Raw genomic sequence first — 14,732 nt, forward strand, 5'->3', positions numbered from 1 at the left:
CGCGCCCTGACCGACCTCGCACCACCGGCTGACCGTCCCCGGCCCGGCCTGTCAGCGGGGACCGCGCGGCCGTCTCCGGGCGACCGGCCGCCGCGCCGGGGCCGTCCTGTGAACAGCGGGTTCGAGCGGGGTTCGGAAATGGCGATCGCTAGGGTGAGGGCCATGAAGAAGTGGGAGTACGCGACCGTTCCGCTGCTGGTGCACGCGACCAAGCAGATCCTCGACAACTGGGGCCAGGACGGGTGGGAGCTCGTCACCGTCCTGCCGGGCCCGAACCCGGAGAACCTCGTGGCTTACTTCAAGCGCGAAGTCCAGTAGCAGCCCCCGACGCAACCCTCAACGAAGAGGAGCAGCATGAGCACGCCTGAAGAGCGGATCCGCGAGCTCGGGATCGAGCTGCCGGAGGTCGTCCCGCCGGTCGCGTCCTACGTGCCGACGGCGCGGACGGGGTCGCTCGTCTACACCGCCGGCCAGATCCCCCTGGTCAAGGGCGAGCTGGGCGCCACCGGGAAGGTGGGCGCCGAGGTGAGCGCCGAGGAGGCGGCCCGCCAGGCGCGGATCTGCGCGCTGAACGCGATCGCGGCGCTGAAGGCCGAGGTCGGCGAGCTGTCGCGGGTCGTGCGGATCGTGAAGGTCGTCGGGTTCGTCGCCAGCGCGCCGGACTTCACCGGCCAGCCGCAGGTGATCAACGGGGCGAGCGACCTGCTGGCCGAGGTGTTCGGGGACGCGGGCAGGCACGCGCGCAGCGCCGTCGGCGTCGCCGTCCTGCCGCGGGACGTGCCGGTCGAGGTGGAGCTGATCGCCGAGGTCGAGTGAGACCCCGGGCTTGACGGAACGCCATTCGGTATGTCCGAATGACTCGCCATGGGGATCACCAACGGACTCAAGCTGCCCGAATCGTTCCTGGGCCGGGTCGAGGACATCCTGGCAGGCCGGACCGAGCCGGCGCCCGCCAGGGACGCGGCGACCGTGGTCGTGCTGCGCGACCACGACGAGCACGGGCTGCAGGCGTTCATGCTGCGCCGCGTCCGGTCGATGGCGTTCGCGCCCGGCGCCTACGTGTTCCCCGGCGGTTCGGTCGACCCGCGCGACGGGGAGGCGGCGCTGGGCTGGTCCGGGCCGTCCCCCGCCGAGTGGGGCAAGGCGTTCGACGCCGACGAGACGCTGGCCCGCGAGCTGGTCTGCGCGGCGGTCCGGGAGACGTTCGAGGAGACGCTCGTGCTGCTCGCCGGGCCGACCGCCGAGACGGTGGTGGACGACACGCGCGGCGACGACTGGGAGGCCGACCGGCAGGCGCTGCTGGACCGCTCCCAGTCGTTCGGCGGGTTCCTCGACCGGCGAGGGCTCGTGCTCCGCTCGGACCTGCTCCGCCCGTGGGCGCACTGGATCACCCCGAAGATCGAGCCGAAGCGCTACGACACCCGCTTCTTCGTCGCCGCGATGCCGGCGGGGCAGCGGGCGCGGGACGTCAGCACCGAGGCCGACCAGGTCGCCTGGGTGCGCCCGGCGGAGGCGGCCGAGCGGGCCGCGCGGGGCGAGTGGATGATGCTCCCGCCCACCGTGGCGACGCTGGCGGAGCTGGCCGAGTTCGAGACGGTGGCCGACGTGCTGGCCGCGCAGCGCGAGATCGTCGTGTACGAGCCGGCCGCGGAGATCGTCGACGGCGACGCGTACCTGGTGCTGCCCGAGGACGTCGCGCGGCACTACCCGCAGGGGTGACGAGGTGTCCCGCCGGGTGCCGCTGAGCCAGGCCGTCCTGTGGCGGCTGGCGGGCACCTCCGCGCTCCGGCGGCTGGAGCGGCTCGGCTGGAACCCGGCCCGCCACCCCGATCGGGCCTCGGGCAGGATGGGGGATATGACGGAGATCGACGGGATGGGTACCGAACGGGCGACCTGCGTGCTCGCCCCGAACCCGTCCGCCATGACCCTGGACGGCACCAACACCTGGATCATCGCCGAGCCCGGGGCGGACGAGGCCGTCGTCGTCGACCCCGGTCCGAAGGACGGCGAGCACCTCCGGCGCGTCCTCGGCACGGTGGAGGCCCAGGGGCGGCGGGTCGGTCTCGTCCTGCTCACGCACGGGCACCCCGACCATTCGGCGGGCGCGGGGAAGTTCGCGAAGCTGGCGGGGGGCGGGGTGAAGGTGCGGGCGCTCGACCCCCGGCACCGGCTCGGCGAGGAGGGCCTCGCCGAGGGCGACGTGGTCACCGCGGGCGGCCTGGAGCTGCGGATCATGGAGACGCCGGGGCACAGCCACGACTCGCTGACGTTCTGGCTCCCGGCCGACGGCGCCGTCCTCACCGGCGACACCGTCCTCGGGTACGGGACGACCGTGCTGGAGGGGAGGCTCGGCGACTACCTCGGCTCGCTGGACCGGCTCCGCCGGTTCTCCGCCGACATGGAGGCCGCGACGATCCTCCCGGGCCACGGGCCCAAGCTGGACGACCCCATCGCCGTCCTCGACCGCTACATCGACCACCGCCGCGAGCGCCTCGCCCAGGTCGAGGCCGCCGTCGCCGCGGGCGCGCGCACCGCGCGGGAGGTCGTCGAGCGCGTCTACGCCGACGTGGACAGGTCGCTCTGGCCCGCGGCCGAGTGGTCGGTCCAGTCCCAGCTCGACTACCTCGCCGAGCGTGGGGCTGTCTGACCGGTCCGCTACTTGGAGCGCTTGCGCAGGCGCTCGATGTCGAGGATCACGACGGCGCGGGCCTCGATGCGCAGCCAGTTGCGCTGGGCGAAGTCGGCGAGGGCCTTGTTGACCGTCTCGCGGGACGCGCCGACGAGCTGCGCCAGCTCCTCCTGGGTGAGGTCGTGGTGGACGTGCAGGCCCGCCTCGGACGGCTGGCCGAACCGCTCGGCGAGGTCGAGCAGCGCCTTGGCGACGCGGCCGGGCACGTCGGTGAAGACGAGGTCGGCCATCACGTCGTTGGTCTTGCGGAGCCGCTGCGCGAGCGCGCGGAGCAGCTGGACGGCGACCTCGGGGTGGCCGGTGAGCCAGGGGCGCAGGTCGTCGTGGCCGAGGCCGGCGAGGCGGCACTCGGTGACCGCGATGGCGCTCGCGGTGCGGGGGCGCGGGTCGAACAGCGACAGCTCGCCGAACATCTCGCTCGGGCCGAGCACGCTCAGCAGGTTCTCCCGGCCGTCCGGCGCCGTCCTGGTCAGCTTGATCTTGCCTTCGAGGACGACGTAGAGCCGGTCCCCGGTCTCGCCCTCGTTGAACAGCGTCTGCCCGCGGGCGAGGCGGACCTCGGTCACGTTGGCGCGCAGCGCCTTGGCGCCCTGCTCGTCGAGCGCCTCGAAGAGCGGGGCTCTGCTCAGAACGTCCACGTCGCGATCGGTCACGCTATTCCTCCTCGAACACCTACTCCTAGTGTGACGCACGTCCCACCGCGGACGTGAAGGCAGGGTCACGGCGCGCCGAAACGGGGACCGGGGTGATCCGCCCCGCGGGGCGGCCGCGGTCCCGTTCGCCCAGTGTACGGACCACCGGGTGAATGCCGTCACACCGGTCTCATCACCTGTTATGGGATGTCCCGGGCAGGGTAGCGGCCGTGCCTTAACCTGAGTCGATGCAGTCGTCCGAGCCCCGGCCCACCCCGCGCCGCCTGCCCAGGGGCCGTCACGCGCTGTCGCGCTCGGAGGTCGAGCGGGTGCACCGCGACCGGTTGTGCGGCGCCATGGCGGCGGCGATGGCGGAGAAGGGGTTCGTCGGGACGTCGGTCGAAGACGTCCTGAAGCGGGCCAGGGTGTCCCGGCAGAGCTTCTATGCGCTGTTCTCTTCCAAGCTCGACTGCTTCATGACCGCGTTCGACCAGGCGGGCGTGCTGCTGTTCCGCCGGTTGGAGACGGCGATGCAGGAGGAGGAGGGCGACGCGGCCGAACGGGGGGCGGCGCAGGGCGATGGCGACGTGGCCGAACTGTTCGAGCGCGTCTTCACCGCCTACCTGGAGGCGCTGGCGTCCGAACCCGCGTACGCGCGGCTCTTCCTGGTAGAGGTCTATGCGGCCGGTCCGGAGGCCGTCCGGCGGCGTACGCGCATCCAGCGCGACCTGGCGGGGAGCCTCGCCGACCTCATGGGCGTGACGAGCGACGCCGGCCGGTTCGCGTGCGAGGTCATCGTGGCGGCGGTGAGCTCGATGGTGACCCCGGCCGTGGCGGCGGGCGACATGGAGGCGCTGCGCGCGATCAGGGGTCCGGTCATCGAGCACGTGCGGCTCCTGCTGCGCTCGGGCGTGTTGGACGGCTGATCCGCACCAGCGTGGTCGCGGTGCCGCGCGCGGACGGGAGCGTGAAGGTGAGCCGCCCGGACGGCCCGGCGCTGGTCGTGATGGTCTTGTGCGTCCTCCCCCGCGTCACGCCGATGACGAGGCGTGCGCCGGGACGGTAGGACGCGGGCGTCGTGACGGTGGCGGTCCCGGCGGCGCGCAGGGCGAACCCGCTCGGGGAGGCGTCCGCCAGCACGCTGAACTGCTGGGCCTTCGGCCGCCTGAGCGAGACCGTCCAGCCCCACTGCGACCAGGTCGGGTCGATCGACCGGTAGGAGACCGTCGCGGGCGGGCGCGGCGGGGCGGCGAACGTGCGCATCAGCGGGCCCATGTGCCGCCGCAGGTCGCGGGCCCAGTACGGGAAGGTGTGGGTGCCGAGCACGTAGTCGTCGTAGCGGCTCGGGATCTCCAGCGACTCCAGCCGCCGGTGGAAGCTGACGGTCGAGGCGTGCGTCAGGGCCTCGATGCCGATCGCGGCCGGGTCCGGGACGGGCGGGTCGAACGGCCCCGGGACGCCGGTGGCGGTGCGGAGTTCCAGCCGCATCCCGCGCAGGTTCGGCGCGAGGGTCGCCGGGTCGTGGCCGCGCCAGTTGACCGCGTTGGCGAGCCGGGAGCCGAAGATCGCGTCCGGGTGCACGCCGTCCTCGACGGCCGCGATGTAGGACACGACGCCGGCCGCGCCGACGGAGACGACCGGGTCGTAGGCGATGTCGGGCGCGCCCGAGAAGGACGCGGCGGACACGAACAGGGAGGGGTGCCGGGCGGCGTAGCTCATCGCGCCGAACCCGCCCTGCGACAGCCCCGCGACGGCCCTGCCCTCTCGCCGGGGCACGGTGCGCAGGTTGCGGTCGATCCAGGGGATGAGCTGGTCGACGTGGAAGGTCTCCCACTTTGACGGTCCGAGTGCGGTGCGCGGGTCGGCCCAGTCGGTGAACCAGCCGCCGCCGTCGCCGTCGAAGCCCGCGTCCGGCATCACGGTGATCAGCGGCCGTCCGGCGGTCGTCTTCTCGGCGTCGCCGCGGTCGACCCAGTCGGAGGCGCGTCCGCCCGTCCCGTGGAACAGGTAGAGGACGGGGAAGCGCGCGTCGGGTCGCCGGTCGTAGCCGGTCGGCAGCAGGACGCGGACGTCCACGGCCCGGCCCAGCGCGGCCGTGCTGACGCGCAGCGCGTACTGGCGGTCGTCCATGCGTCGCACGCTCACGACGTGGATGCCGCCGGAGTCGCTGAAGCGGACCGCCGGCCCGGCCGCGCGGGCGGGCACGGCGAGTCCGGTGGAGGTCGCCGCCAGGGTCAGTGTGATCACGAGGGCTCGGGTGCGCATGGGGGGACCTCCTGGACGTGCCGGTCGGACGTTCCGGTCAGCGGCCTCCGGCGGGGCGGCGGGGCCGGTCGGGCTGGACGCGCAGCGCGGTGATCACGGTCGCGAGCATCTCGTAGTGGGCGGCCAGCATGGTCAGCTCCACGCACTCGCCCTCGGTGAGGTGGGCGCGGAGCCGCGTCCAGGTCTCGTCGTCGAGGTCCTGCTCGGTGTGGAGGCGGTCGGCGGCGGCGAGGACCGCCCGCTCGCGGGGCGTCCAGCCGTCGGCGTCCGGGCCGGACCGGACGCGTTCCACGTCCGGCTCGCGCACGCCCGCGCGGCGCGCGAGCCGGACGTGGTGGTCGAACTCGTAGCGGCAGTCGCGCAGGTGGGCGACGCGGAGGATCACGAGTTCGGTGTCCCGGCGCGGCAGGGTGCCGCCGGGCATGAGCCGTCCGGCGAACCACAGCCAGCCGCGGAACAGCCCGCGGCGGCGCGCAAGGGTCAGGAACAGGTTCGGCGGCCCGGTCCCGGCGGCCCTGCCCGCGACGCGGCAGGCGAGCCAGTTGACCACTCCCACCTCGCGGAGGCCGCCGGGAGTGGCGCGGGGCGCCGTCACCGCTCGGGCTCCGGCTGCGGCGTGGTCAACTCGACCCGCTCGCGCCTCGCGACCTCCAGGATGTCGCGGAGCCCGCGCTGCACGACGCGGTCGGCGACCGGCTGCACGGCCATCCGGACCGGCAGGACGCCGCCCACCCACCAGGGGGCGACGATCCGCCTGGACCGGCGGGCGATCCCGCGTTCCAGCGCGTCGATCCCGACCTTCAGCGGCGCGACGCCGAAGACCATGCTGCTCTTCGGCGTCGCCTCCATGAGGGCGGACGCGGCCTCGGTCCCGAACCCCCGGCGCGTCATGTCGGTGTCCAGTTCGGCGAAGTACGCCACGCCGGCCTTCCCGCCCCACGGACGCAGTTCGGCCCGCAGCGTGTTGCCCAGCGCCTCCACGGCGGCCTTGGACGCGCTGTAGGCGCCGAGGAGAGGCGCGTTGACGGCCGCGGCCAGGGACGACACGACCAGGGCGTAGCCGCGCTCGTGGCTGACGTGAGGCCCGGCCGCGCGGACCGTGTTGTAGACGCCCAGCACGTTCACCCGCAGGCTCTGCTCCATGACGGACGGGTCGCCGCCTATGACCGGCATCTGCGCGGCCACGCCCGCGTTGGCGACGACCACGTCAAGGCCGCCCAGTTCTTGGACGGCGCTGTTCACGACGTCCTCGACCGTGCCGCGGTCGGTCACGTCGCACGTCCACCAGGGGGCCTCCCCGCACTCGGCGGCGACGGCGGAGAGGAGCTCGGGCTCCAGGCCGGCGAGCGCCACGCGCGCGCCGCGTTCGTGCAGGCGGGCGGCGAGCGCGGCGCCGATGCCCCGCGCGGCGCCGGTGATCAGCACGCGCCGTCCGGCGAGGGTCGCCGTCCAGCGCGAGGAGTCGAGCATCATGCGGTGACCCTAACACTGAGGAACAGTCATGTCTTTTTAAGATTGCCTACACAATGCCGTAATGCACGCGAAAGGTAAATGTCTCCACGTGTGGTGAGCAAGTGACCTCTGAAGGTTGTGGTGAGATGCGAGCCTTAGGTTGGATGGCGCGGTGGTAGCGGGCGTGGGAACGCGGCCGGACGCCGATCTCCTGGCGGCCGCCGGAGAGGGTGACGAGGCGGCGTCGGACGAGCTTTTCCGGCGGCACCACACGGCGGTCCTGCGGTACGCGCGCGGGCTGGTCCGCGACCAGCACCTCGCGGAGGACCTGACGAGTGAGGCGTTCACCCGCACGTTCGCGGCGATGCGCCAGGGCGGCGGTCCCCGGGAGGCCTGCCGTCCCTACCTCTACACGGTCGTGCGGAACACGGCCGTCGACTGGGCCCGCGGCGCCCGCCGCACCGTCGTGACCGACGAGGTCGCCGAATGGGCGTCGGCCCCCGAGGACGAGCCGCCGGACCTCGACGAGCTGGACGCGCTCGTCCGCGCCTTCCGGTCGCTGCCCGAACGATGGCAGACCGTCCTCTGGTACACGGTCATCGAGGACGAGCCCGTCGGGCAGGTCGCGGAGCTGCTCGGCATGGAGAAGGGCGCCGTCTCCCAGCTCGCGTTCCGCGCGCGTGAGGGGCTCCGGCAGGCGTTCCTCGCGGCCGGCTCCGGAGGGCGTCCCGAATGCGCCGAGTTCACCGCCCAGCTCGCCGCGAGCGTCCGCCGTCCCGGCCGCCGCCGCAGCCGGGCCCTGCGGCAGCACCTGGAGTCCTGCGAGGAGTGCAGGCGGGCGTCCCGGGAGATGGCCGACCTCAACGGGCGGCTGCGGCGCGCCCTGCCGATCGGCGCCGTCCTGCTGGGGGCTCCGTCGGCGTCGCTCGGCCCGCTCGGTTCCCTGGCCCCGGCGGCGTCCCTGCCCGGCTGGGCCCTTCCGGCCGCGGTGGCCGGGGGCGTCGCCACGGGCAGCGCGATCATCCTGTTCACCGTGGTCGGCGGAGGTCCGGGGGAGAGCCCGCACGCCGCGCCGCCTCCCGCGACGGCCGTCCCGTCGAGCTCGGCCCCGGATCGCGTCCCCCGGCCCGACTACACCGTCGGCAAGCGGTCCACCGACGGCGGCCGGGGCTCGGGCGGCGCCGGTGCTGGGGCCGGCGCAGGACCCTTCCACGTGCGGAACACGGCCCTGCAATCGTGCCTGGCGCCCAGCGGCACGTCGGTCGTGCAGCGCCCCTGCTCCGACCCTGCGACCGGGTGGAAGCGCAGGAACACCTCCGGCGGCTTCACCCTGGTGAGCAACTCCACCCGCGGATGCATGGCCCGCGGCGCGCCCGCCCCGGGCGTGCCCTGGGAGGGCGGCAGCGAATACTCGGTGGTCATGGCCCCCTGCGGGGGCGCGCACCAGGTCTGGAAGCTCGTGCGGTTCGCACCCGCGGTCTATCGCCTCGCCAACGGCGACGGCTACTACCTCCAGGCGAGCTGGTCGGGCCTGAAACCGGTGACGCTGAAACCGTCCTCCTACGCGGGCATGGCGGCCCAGGGCTGGGCCGTCGAGACCGCCGGCTGACCGCATCCGGGTCACCCGTAGCCCAGGTCGTCGCGCGCTGCGGCCGGCTCGGGGTCGAGGGCCAGCCAAGCGCGCAGGGCCATGTGGAGCTCCAGCCGGTCCGACGCCGCCTCCACGGCGTCCCCGAACAGGTCGTCGAGCTGCCGTAGCCGGTACCGGACGGTCTGCGGATGCAGGTGCAGGTGGCCTGCCACCTCCGTGGCGTTGAACCCGTGCTCCAGGCAGGCCAGCAGCGTCTCGGCCAGCCGGTAGCGCTGCGCAGGGCGGGCGCGCAGCAGCGGCGCCAGCCGCCGGGCGATCACCTTCTCCACGAGCGCCCGCTCCCGCATCATCACCAGGATCGGCATGTGCCGCTCGGCCGGGATGGGCGAGGAACCGCTGATCAGGCCCTGGCAGGCCAGCTCCAGGGTCTCGCGCGCCAGCCGCAGGGACGTGCCGACCTCGTCGACCCCGACCGCCGGGCCGATCGCGGCCGTCCAGCCGTGCAGCTGCCGCTCCAGCATCCGGGTGCGGCCGGGGCCCTCCGGGTCGGGGACGACCAGGCACGGCTCCCCCAGGTGCAGGCCAGGCAGGACGTCCGGGGGCAGCGCCGGATGCCGCGCGTCCGGGCCGTTCTCGCGGAGGGCGACGACCGCCAGCGTGCGCGGCGGCGCCCAGTCCGCCTCGCGCGCGGCCTCCTTCAGCTCCGCGGAGGAGGCCCCGTTCAGCAGCAGGTCGAGCAGGTGCCGGCGGTGCTCCTGGCGGGCGCCCGCGGCCCGCGCGGCGGCGTCCGCGTGGCCCTCCGCGACGATCGCCGCCACCTGGTTCACGTAGTCGAGCGCCGCGTTGGCGATGGCCGCGACGGTCGCCGGGCTCATCCGGTGGCCGACCCGCTCCGCGCGATCGGCGAGCCGCTCGACGGCCAGGCCCGTCCCGATCCGCGTCGCCGCCTGCCAGGAGTCCAGCGTCCGCCCCTCGCTGGCCTCGCCGACCCCGACCTGCCGCCAGAACTCCGCCACCTCCGCCGACGGGGCGGCGGGGTCGGCCATCAGCTCCAGGAAGTGGTCGACGGCGCGCTCCACGCACCGCTGCGTCGCCTTGGAGTAGCGGGGATCGTGCGGCCGGAAGAATTCCGGCAGCCGCCGCTCGATCCGGCACACCGCCTCCGCGGCGATGTCCGGAACGTGCTCGCGAAGATCACCCGCGATCCGGGCGGCGCCCTCGAACGACAGGTCGAGCTCGATCCGGCGCACCGGAAGGCGGACCACCTGGCTGAGGTCGGACATGAGATCTCCTTCGGGGGACGTCGTGCCCGTTGGAGACGGCGCGCCCCCTTGCCCATTACGGGGTTCGGCGCGACTTTCCCTCGGCCGGAACCGGGGCGCGAGGCTCTAGGCTGGCCGGTATGGCGACGGAGGCGACCCCGAAGGCGCGGGCCCGTAAATGGAAGGACGAGACGCGGCTGGGGCTGGTGCGCCGGGCGCGCCGGATGAACCGGATCCTGGCCGAGACCTATCCGGACGCGCACTGCGAGCTGAACTTCGGCACCCCCTTCCAGCTCCTGGTCGCCACCGTGCTGTCGGCGCAGACCACCGACATGCGGGTGAACCTGACCACCCCGGCGCTGTTCGCCAAGTACCCCACCCCGGAGGACCTGGCCGCCGCCGACCCCGAGGACGTCGAGGCGATCCTGAAGCCCACCGGCTTCTTCCGCGCCAAGACCAAGTCGGTCATGGGGCTGTCGGCCGCGCTGCGCGACCAGTTCGGCGGCGAGGTCCCCGGGCGCCTCGAAGACCTCGTCAAGCTGCCCGGCGTCGGGCGCAAGACGGCCAACGTCGTCCTGGGGAACGCGTTCGACGTCCCCGGCATCACCGTCGACACCCACTTCGGCCGGCTGGCCCGGCGCTTCGGCTGGACGACCGAGGACGACCCCGTGAAGGTCGAAGAGGAGATCGGCACCCTGATCCCGCGCAAGGACTGGACCATGCTGTCCCACCGGCTGATCTGGCACGGCCGCCGGATCTGCCACGCGCGCCGCCCCGCCTGCGGAGCGTGCCCGCTGGCGCGGCTGTGCCCCTCCTTCGGCGAGGGGCCGACGGACGAGGAGACGGCGCGCAAGCTCGTCAAGCCCGGACCGTTCTCGTGACCGAGCCCGTTCCGCCGCCCGCGCCGGGAAGGAACGCGGCCGCCGCGGGGTTGGGACGATCGTGACCGACACCGCCCCCGGCCGGCCCGCCTGGCTCGACCGCTTCTGCGCCGAGGCGCCGAGGCTTCCGGTGCCGCCCGTGTTCCGGCCCGTCCCCACCGCCCGCGCCGCCGCCGTCCTCATCCTGTTCGGCGAAGGGCCGAGCGGCCCGGACGTCCTGCTCACCGAGCGCGCCGCCACCCTCAACAAGCACGCGGGGCAGCCCGCCTTCCCCGGCGGCCGCATCGACCCCGAGGACGACGGCCCGGTCGCCGCGGCGCTGCGGGAGGCGTGGGAGGAGACCGGCGTCGAACCGTCCGGCGTGGACGTGCTGTGCACGCTGCCCGAGCTCTACCTGTCGCACAGCCGGCACCGGGTCACGCCCGTCGCCGGCTGGTGGCGCGAGCCGTCGGAGGTCGCGCCCGGCCATCCCGGGGAGGTCGCGATGGTCGCGCGGGTCCCGATCAGCGAGCTGGTCGACCCCGGGAACCGGGTGATGGTCCGGCACCCGTCCGGGCTCACGGACGGCCCGGCGTTCCACGTCCGCGACATGCTCGTCTGGGGCTTCACGGCCGCGCTGCTGACCCGGGTGCTGGACGCGGGCGGCTGGAACAGGCCCTGGGACACCTCCAGAGTCGAAGATCTTCCGCGGGAGGTTCTGGACCTCGCCGCGCGCGAGTGAGCGCCTCGTCGTTTCCCACGAAATCGCCCCGCCCGCCCGGCGCCGGTTCGGCCGCAGGTCAGATGCCCGTTCGCGGTGCGCAGGGGCACGGTGACGGCCGCGTGTCACCCCCCGCGGCTATCCGGCGCGCTCCAAACTGGTCCATCGAGGGGACGTGAACCGGCGGCGCGGCCCTATACGGTGAAGCGGTGCTGGACGACCACGTTCTCGATCTGATCCTGCTCGTGCTCGTCGTGCTGTTCGGAGTCTCGGGCTACCGGCAGGGCTTCATCGTGAGCCTGCTGAGCTTCGTCGGCTTCGTCGGCGGCGGGGTCATCGGGGTCCTGATCGCGCCGCCGATCGCCGAGGCCGCCGTGGACGGCGCCGCGCAGCAGGCGCTGCTCGCCATCGTGGTCGCGTTCCTGGCCGCCACGCTCGGGCAGCTCGTCGCCTCGTCCCTCGGCGCCGTGCTGCGCAACCGGGTGACCGGGATGAACGCCCGCACCGCCGACGCCGTCGGCGGCACGTTCGTGAGCGCGCTGTCGCTGCTGATCGTCGCCTGGTTCTTCGGCAGCCTGGTCGCCAACTCCGAGTTCCAGCCCGTCCGGACGCAGGTCAAGGGCTCCTCGATCATCAAGGGCATCAACGACGTGATGCCCTCGCAGGCGCAGACGTGGTTCACCTCGTTCCAGGGGTTCGTGAAGAGCAGCGAGTTCCCGCAGGTCTTCAACGGACTCGGCGGCGAGTCGGTGGTGCAGGTGCCGCCGCCGGACGAGTCCGTCCTCAACACGCGGGGCCTCCAGGCCGCGAAGAAGAGCATCGTGAAGGTGGTCAGCACGGCGCCGCAGTGCCAGCGCCGCATCGAGGGCACCGGGTTCGTGTTCGCGCCCCAGCACATCATGACCAACGCGCACGTCGTCGCGGGCGCGCGCGGCTCCTCGGTGGTCGCGACGAAGGACGGCGACACCAGCCGCGGGCGGGTCGTGCTGTACGACCCGAAGCGCGACATCGCCGTCCTGTACGTGCCGGGGCTGCGGGCGCCGGTGCTGGAGTTCGCCAAGGAGGCACGCGTCCGGGACAGCGCGATCATCGCCGGGTTCCCGAAGAACCAGCCGTTCCGGCCCGAGGCGGCGCGGATCCGCGCCCGGCAGACGGCGCGCGGGCCCGACATCTACCACTCCGGCCAGGTCAGCCGCGAGATCTACGCCATCCGCGGCAAGGTCGAGCCGGGCAACTCGGGCGGGCCGCTGCTGTCCACCGACGGCCGCGTCTACGGCGTCATCTTCGCCGCGGCGCTGGACACGCCGTCCACCGGCTACGCGCTCACCGCGGCGGAGGTCGCGCCCGACGCCCGCGCGGGCGCCACCGCCACGACGCCGGTGTCCACGCAGAGCTGCTCTGACTAGCCGCGCTGCTCTGTATCGGGGCTCGTGAGGCGTAGGGCGATGGGGCCGTCTTGGGGCTCCTTGGCCAGACCCCGTGCCCGCTGGACGATCCCCCGGACGTCGATGCCGTACGGAGGGGCGTCCTGGTACGGGACGATCCGGTCGGCGGCGCGGCTCAGGAGGGCTTCGGCGCCGCGTGCGTTGCCGCGGCGGAGATGGGTTATCCCCACGGCGACCTGGGCGAGGCCCCGCCACAGCTCCCGTTCGGGCTCTGAGGCGGCCTTCCAGACCGCTTCCAGTACTTCGTGGGCGTGGAAGGGGCGATCGGCGTCCAGGAGGCGCTGGGCCTCCGCCAGGGCCTCCTGCGGGGGCATGTCGATGTCGTCCGGCATCGTGGGTATGCCGGTGGCGCCGTGTGGCAGTGGACGGCCGTAGGCGTCGCGTGGGCGTGCGTTGCGTGGGCGTCCCGACTCGTCCCGATCCCGCATCCCTCTACGGTACGCGGGGTCAGCGATCGGCCCCCGGGTCGGCCAGCCAGTCGAGGAGTTGCGCGTCGAACGCCTGCGGACGTTCCTGGTGAGGGAAGTGCCCCGCGTCCTCTAGGAGCGACCAACGGTAGGGGCCCTGCACGTAGCGTCCGGAGCCCTGCGCGCTGGCCGGGAGGGTGCAGGTGTCGAGCGCGCCGTGCAGCTGGAGCGTGGGGGCGTGGATGGAGGTGCGCATACGGTGCGCGTAGCGGATCCCATCCGGGCGGGCCTGGGAGCGGATGAGCCAGCGGTAGTACTCCAGCGCGCTGTGGGCGACCCCAGGGATCTGCACGGCCTTCCGTACTAGCCGCTCAGTGCGCTCGTCCGGCCAGCCCGGCCCTGACCAGTCGTGCAGGAGCTTCCCGACCAGCGCCGCGTCGTCGCGGACCAGGCGCCGTTCGGGCCACAGCGGCACCTGGAAGCCGAACGTGTGGCGCGCCGCCCAGCCCTGCCCGCGCGGGTCGCCGGCGACGGCCTGCCGCAGCCGCAGCGGATGCGGGGCGCTCACCACCGCCAGCCGCTGGACGATCTTCGGGTGGTAGACGGCCATCGTCCAGGCGAGCAGCCCGCCCCAGTCGTGCCCGACGACGGTCGCGTTCGCCTCGCCCAGCGCGCGGACGAGCCCGGCGGCGTCACCGGCCAGCGTGACCAGGTCGTACCCGCGCGGCGGCTTGTCGCTGCCGCCGTAGCCGCGCAGGTCGACGGCCGCGGCCCGGTAGCCCGCGGCGGGAAGCGAGACCAGCTGGTGGTGCCACGACCACCAGAACTCGGGGAACCCGTGCAGCAGCAGGACGAGCGGCCCCTCGCCGGCCTCGGCGACGTGGAAGCGCGTCCCGCCGGCGCTGACCTGCCGGTGCGTCCACGGCCCCTCGACCTCGATCAGGGACGACTCGTGCCCGGACACGGCGCCGGTCAGGCCGTCAGCTCGGGATCATCGGAGCCGCCGCGGCGGCGCAGCGCGTTGAAGTCGTCCTTCAGCGTCTTGCGGGTCCGCTGCGCCTTCTCGATCTTGCGGATGCGGAGGACTCCGATCAAGATCAGGATCACGGCGAGGACGAAGCACGCGGCGGCCACGATGCCGAACGCTGCCCAGCGCCAGATGCCCATGGCGATCAGACCGTAGGCGAAGGCGAACGACAACTGCAGGACGATCAACCCGATCATCACCGCGGCGACGGTGAACATCACGCTGCTCACCGCGGCCTTCTTGGCGTCGGCCTTCAGCTCCAGCTTGGCCAGGTCCATCTCGGCCCTGATCAGGTCGGAGACGCTGCTCGACGCCAGCGCGACCAGCTCGCCGAGGGACTTGTCCTCGACGCGCTCGCCCGGTACTGCCTCGGACATTTTT

17 protein-coding genes are annotated in these 14,732 nt (G+C 73.6%); 9 read left to right on the top strand and 8 right to left on the bottom strand.

Annotated features, from left to right (window positions below; genetic code table 11):
- The first annotated feature begins 162 nt into the window (after positions 1 to 162).
- From K4S16_RS40105 to K4S16_RS40120, 4 genes are read left to right on the top strand one after another with little or no spacing between them, the layout of a single operon-like run.
- Positions 163 to 318, top strand: a complete 156-nt coding sequence (locus K4S16_RS40105; RefSeq protein WP_149264350.1) for a DUF4177 domain-containing protein — start codon at positions 163 to 165, stop codon at positions 316 to 318.
- 36 nt (positions 319 to 354) lie between these two features.
- Positions 355 to 816, top strand: coding sequence for a RidA family protein (locus K4S16_RS40110; protein WP_149264351.1), 462 nt, complete (start codon positions 355 to 357; stop codon positions 814 to 816).
- 48 nt (positions 817 to 864) lie between these two features.
- A complete protein-coding gene (locus tag K4S16_RS40115; RefSeq protein ID WP_149264352.1) occupies positions 865 to 1,719 on the top strand; it encodes an NUDIX hydrolase in 855 nt (284 codons plus the stop codon).
- Between the two features lie 4 nt (positions 1,720 to 1,723).
- Positions 1,724 to 2,647 (top strand): MBL fold metallo-hydrolase, encoded by a 924-nt coding sequence (locus K4S16_RS40120; RefSeq protein ID WP_235037383.1) that lies wholly within the window; start codon positions 1,724 to 1,726, stop codon positions 2,645 to 2,647.
- An 8-nt stretch (positions 2,648 to 2,655) separates the two neighbouring features.
- Here K4S16_RS40120 and K4S16_RS40125 read toward each other — a convergent pair whose 3' ends face one another.
- Positions 2,656 to 3,342, bottom strand: coding sequence for a Crp/Fnr family transcriptional regulator (locus tag K4S16_RS40125; RefSeq protein ID WP_067483689.1), 687 nt, complete (start codon positions 3,340 to 3,342; stop codon positions 2,656 to 2,658).
- A 227-nt stretch (positions 3,343 to 3,569) separates the two neighbouring features.
- On the opposite strand from K4S16_RS40125, the gene K4S16_RS40130 reads away from it, so the two are divergent.
- Positions 3,570 to 4,247, top strand: a complete 678-nt coding sequence (locus K4S16_RS40130) for a TetR/AcrR family transcriptional regulator (protein ID WP_149264353.1) — start codon at positions 3,570 to 3,572, stop codon at positions 4,245 to 4,247.
- Here K4S16_RS40130 and K4S16_RS40135 read toward each other — a convergent pair.
- Genes K4S16_RS40135 through K4S16_RS40145 form a run of 3 tightly spaced genes read right to left on the bottom strand, consistent with a single transcriptional unit; the run spans position 4,198 to position 7,059 of the window.
- Positions 4,198 to 5,586 (bottom strand): alpha/beta hydrolase family protein, encoded by a 1,389-nt coding sequence (locus K4S16_RS40135; protein ID WP_149264354.1) that lies wholly within the window; start codon positions 5,584 to 5,586, stop codon positions 4,198 to 4,200. The two genes, K4S16_RS40130 and K4S16_RS40135, sit on opposite strands and share 50 nt — an antisense overlap.
- A 37-nt stretch (positions 5,587 to 5,623) precedes the next feature.
- Positions 5,624 to 6,181: a carboxymuconolactone decarboxylase family protein gene (locus K4S16_RS40140; protein ID WP_149264355.1), complete on the bottom strand. Its 558-nt coding sequence runs from the start codon at positions 6,179 to 6,181 to the stop codon at positions 5,624 to 5,626.
- Positions 6,178 to 7,059 carry an SDR family NAD(P)-dependent oxidoreductase gene (locus K4S16_RS40145; protein WP_235037384.1) on the bottom strand — a complete coding sequence of 294 codons (882 nt, stop codon included), beginning with the start codon at positions 7,057 to 7,059 and terminating at the stop codon, positions 6,178 to 6,180. The genes K4S16_RS40140 and K4S16_RS40145 overlap by 4 nt, the downstream gene beginning before the upstream one ends.
- Positions 7,060 to 7,222: 163 nt before the next feature.
- Here K4S16_RS40145 and K4S16_RS40150 point away from each other — a divergent pair, with 163 nt between their 5' ends.
- The gene (locus K4S16_RS40150) at positions 7,223 to 8,647 is read left to right on the top strand and encodes a sigma-70 family RNA polymerase sigma factor (RefSeq protein ID WP_160161195.1); all 1,425 of its coding nucleotides are present in this window, start codon (positions 7,223 to 7,225) and stop codon (positions 8,645 to 8,647) included.
- A gap of 11 nt (positions 8,648 to 8,658) precedes the next feature.
- Here K4S16_RS40150 and K4S16_RS40155 read toward each other — a convergent pair whose 3' ends face one another.
- Entirely contained in the window at positions 8,659 to 9,912 is a 1,254-nt protein-coding gene (locus K4S16_RS40155) for a CdaR family transcriptional regulator (RefSeq protein WP_149264357.1), read from the bottom strand.
- Between the two features lie 119 nt (positions 9,913 to 10,031).
- Between K4S16_RS40155 and nth the strand changes: the two genes are divergently transcribed.
- The 3 genes from nth (at position 10,032) to K4S16_RS40170 (ending at position 12,878) form a co-directional block, all read left to right on the top strand.
- Positions 10,032 to 10,772: an endonuclease III gene (gene nth / locus K4S16_RS40160; protein ID WP_149264358.1), complete on the top strand. Its 741-nt coding sequence runs from the start codon at positions 10,032 to 10,034 to the stop codon at positions 10,770 to 10,772.
- Between the two features lie 61 nt (positions 10,773 to 10,833).
- A complete protein-coding gene (locus K4S16_RS40165; RefSeq protein ID WP_149264359.1) occupies positions 10,834 to 11,493 on the top strand; it encodes a CoA pyrophosphatase in 660 nt (219 codons plus the stop codon).
- A 188-nt stretch (positions 11,494 to 11,681) separates the two neighbouring features.
- A complete protein-coding gene (locus tag K4S16_RS40170; RefSeq protein WP_200842388.1) occupies positions 11,682 to 12,878 on the top strand; it encodes a MarP family serine protease in 1,197 nt (398 codons plus the stop codon).
- Here K4S16_RS40170 and K4S16_RS40175 read toward each other — a convergent pair.
- The 3 genes from K4S16_RS40175 to K4S16_RS40185 form a co-directional block, all read right to left on the bottom strand.
- Positions 12,875 to 13,249 carry a DUF309 domain-containing protein gene (locus K4S16_RS40175; RefSeq protein ID WP_235037385.1) on the bottom strand — a complete coding sequence of 125 codons (375 nt, stop codon included), beginning with the start codon at positions 13,247 to 13,249 and terminating at the stop codon, positions 12,875 to 12,877. The two genes, K4S16_RS40170 and K4S16_RS40175, sit on opposite strands and share 4 nt — an antisense overlap.
- 115 nt (positions 13,250 to 13,364) lie before the next feature.
- Complete coding sequence (locus K4S16_RS40180) at positions 13,365 to 14,288, bottom strand: alpha/beta fold hydrolase (protein ID WP_149264361.1); 924 nt, start codon at positions 14,286 to 14,288, stop codon at positions 13,365 to 13,367.
- An 8-nt stretch (positions 14,289 to 14,296) separates the two neighbouring features.
- On the bottom strand, positions 14,297 to 14,728 hold the full coding sequence (locus K4S16_RS40185; RefSeq protein ID WP_149264362.1) for a phage holin family protein: 432 nt from the start codon (positions 14,726 to 14,728) through the stop codon (positions 14,297 to 14,299).
- Positions 14,729 to 14,732: the final 4 nt, after the last annotated feature.

The sequence above is a fragment of the Actinomadura sp. K4S16 genome, from assembly GCF_008327685.1.
Lineage (GTDB): Bacteria > Actinomycetota > Actinomycetes > Streptosporangiales > Streptosporangiaceae > Spirillospora.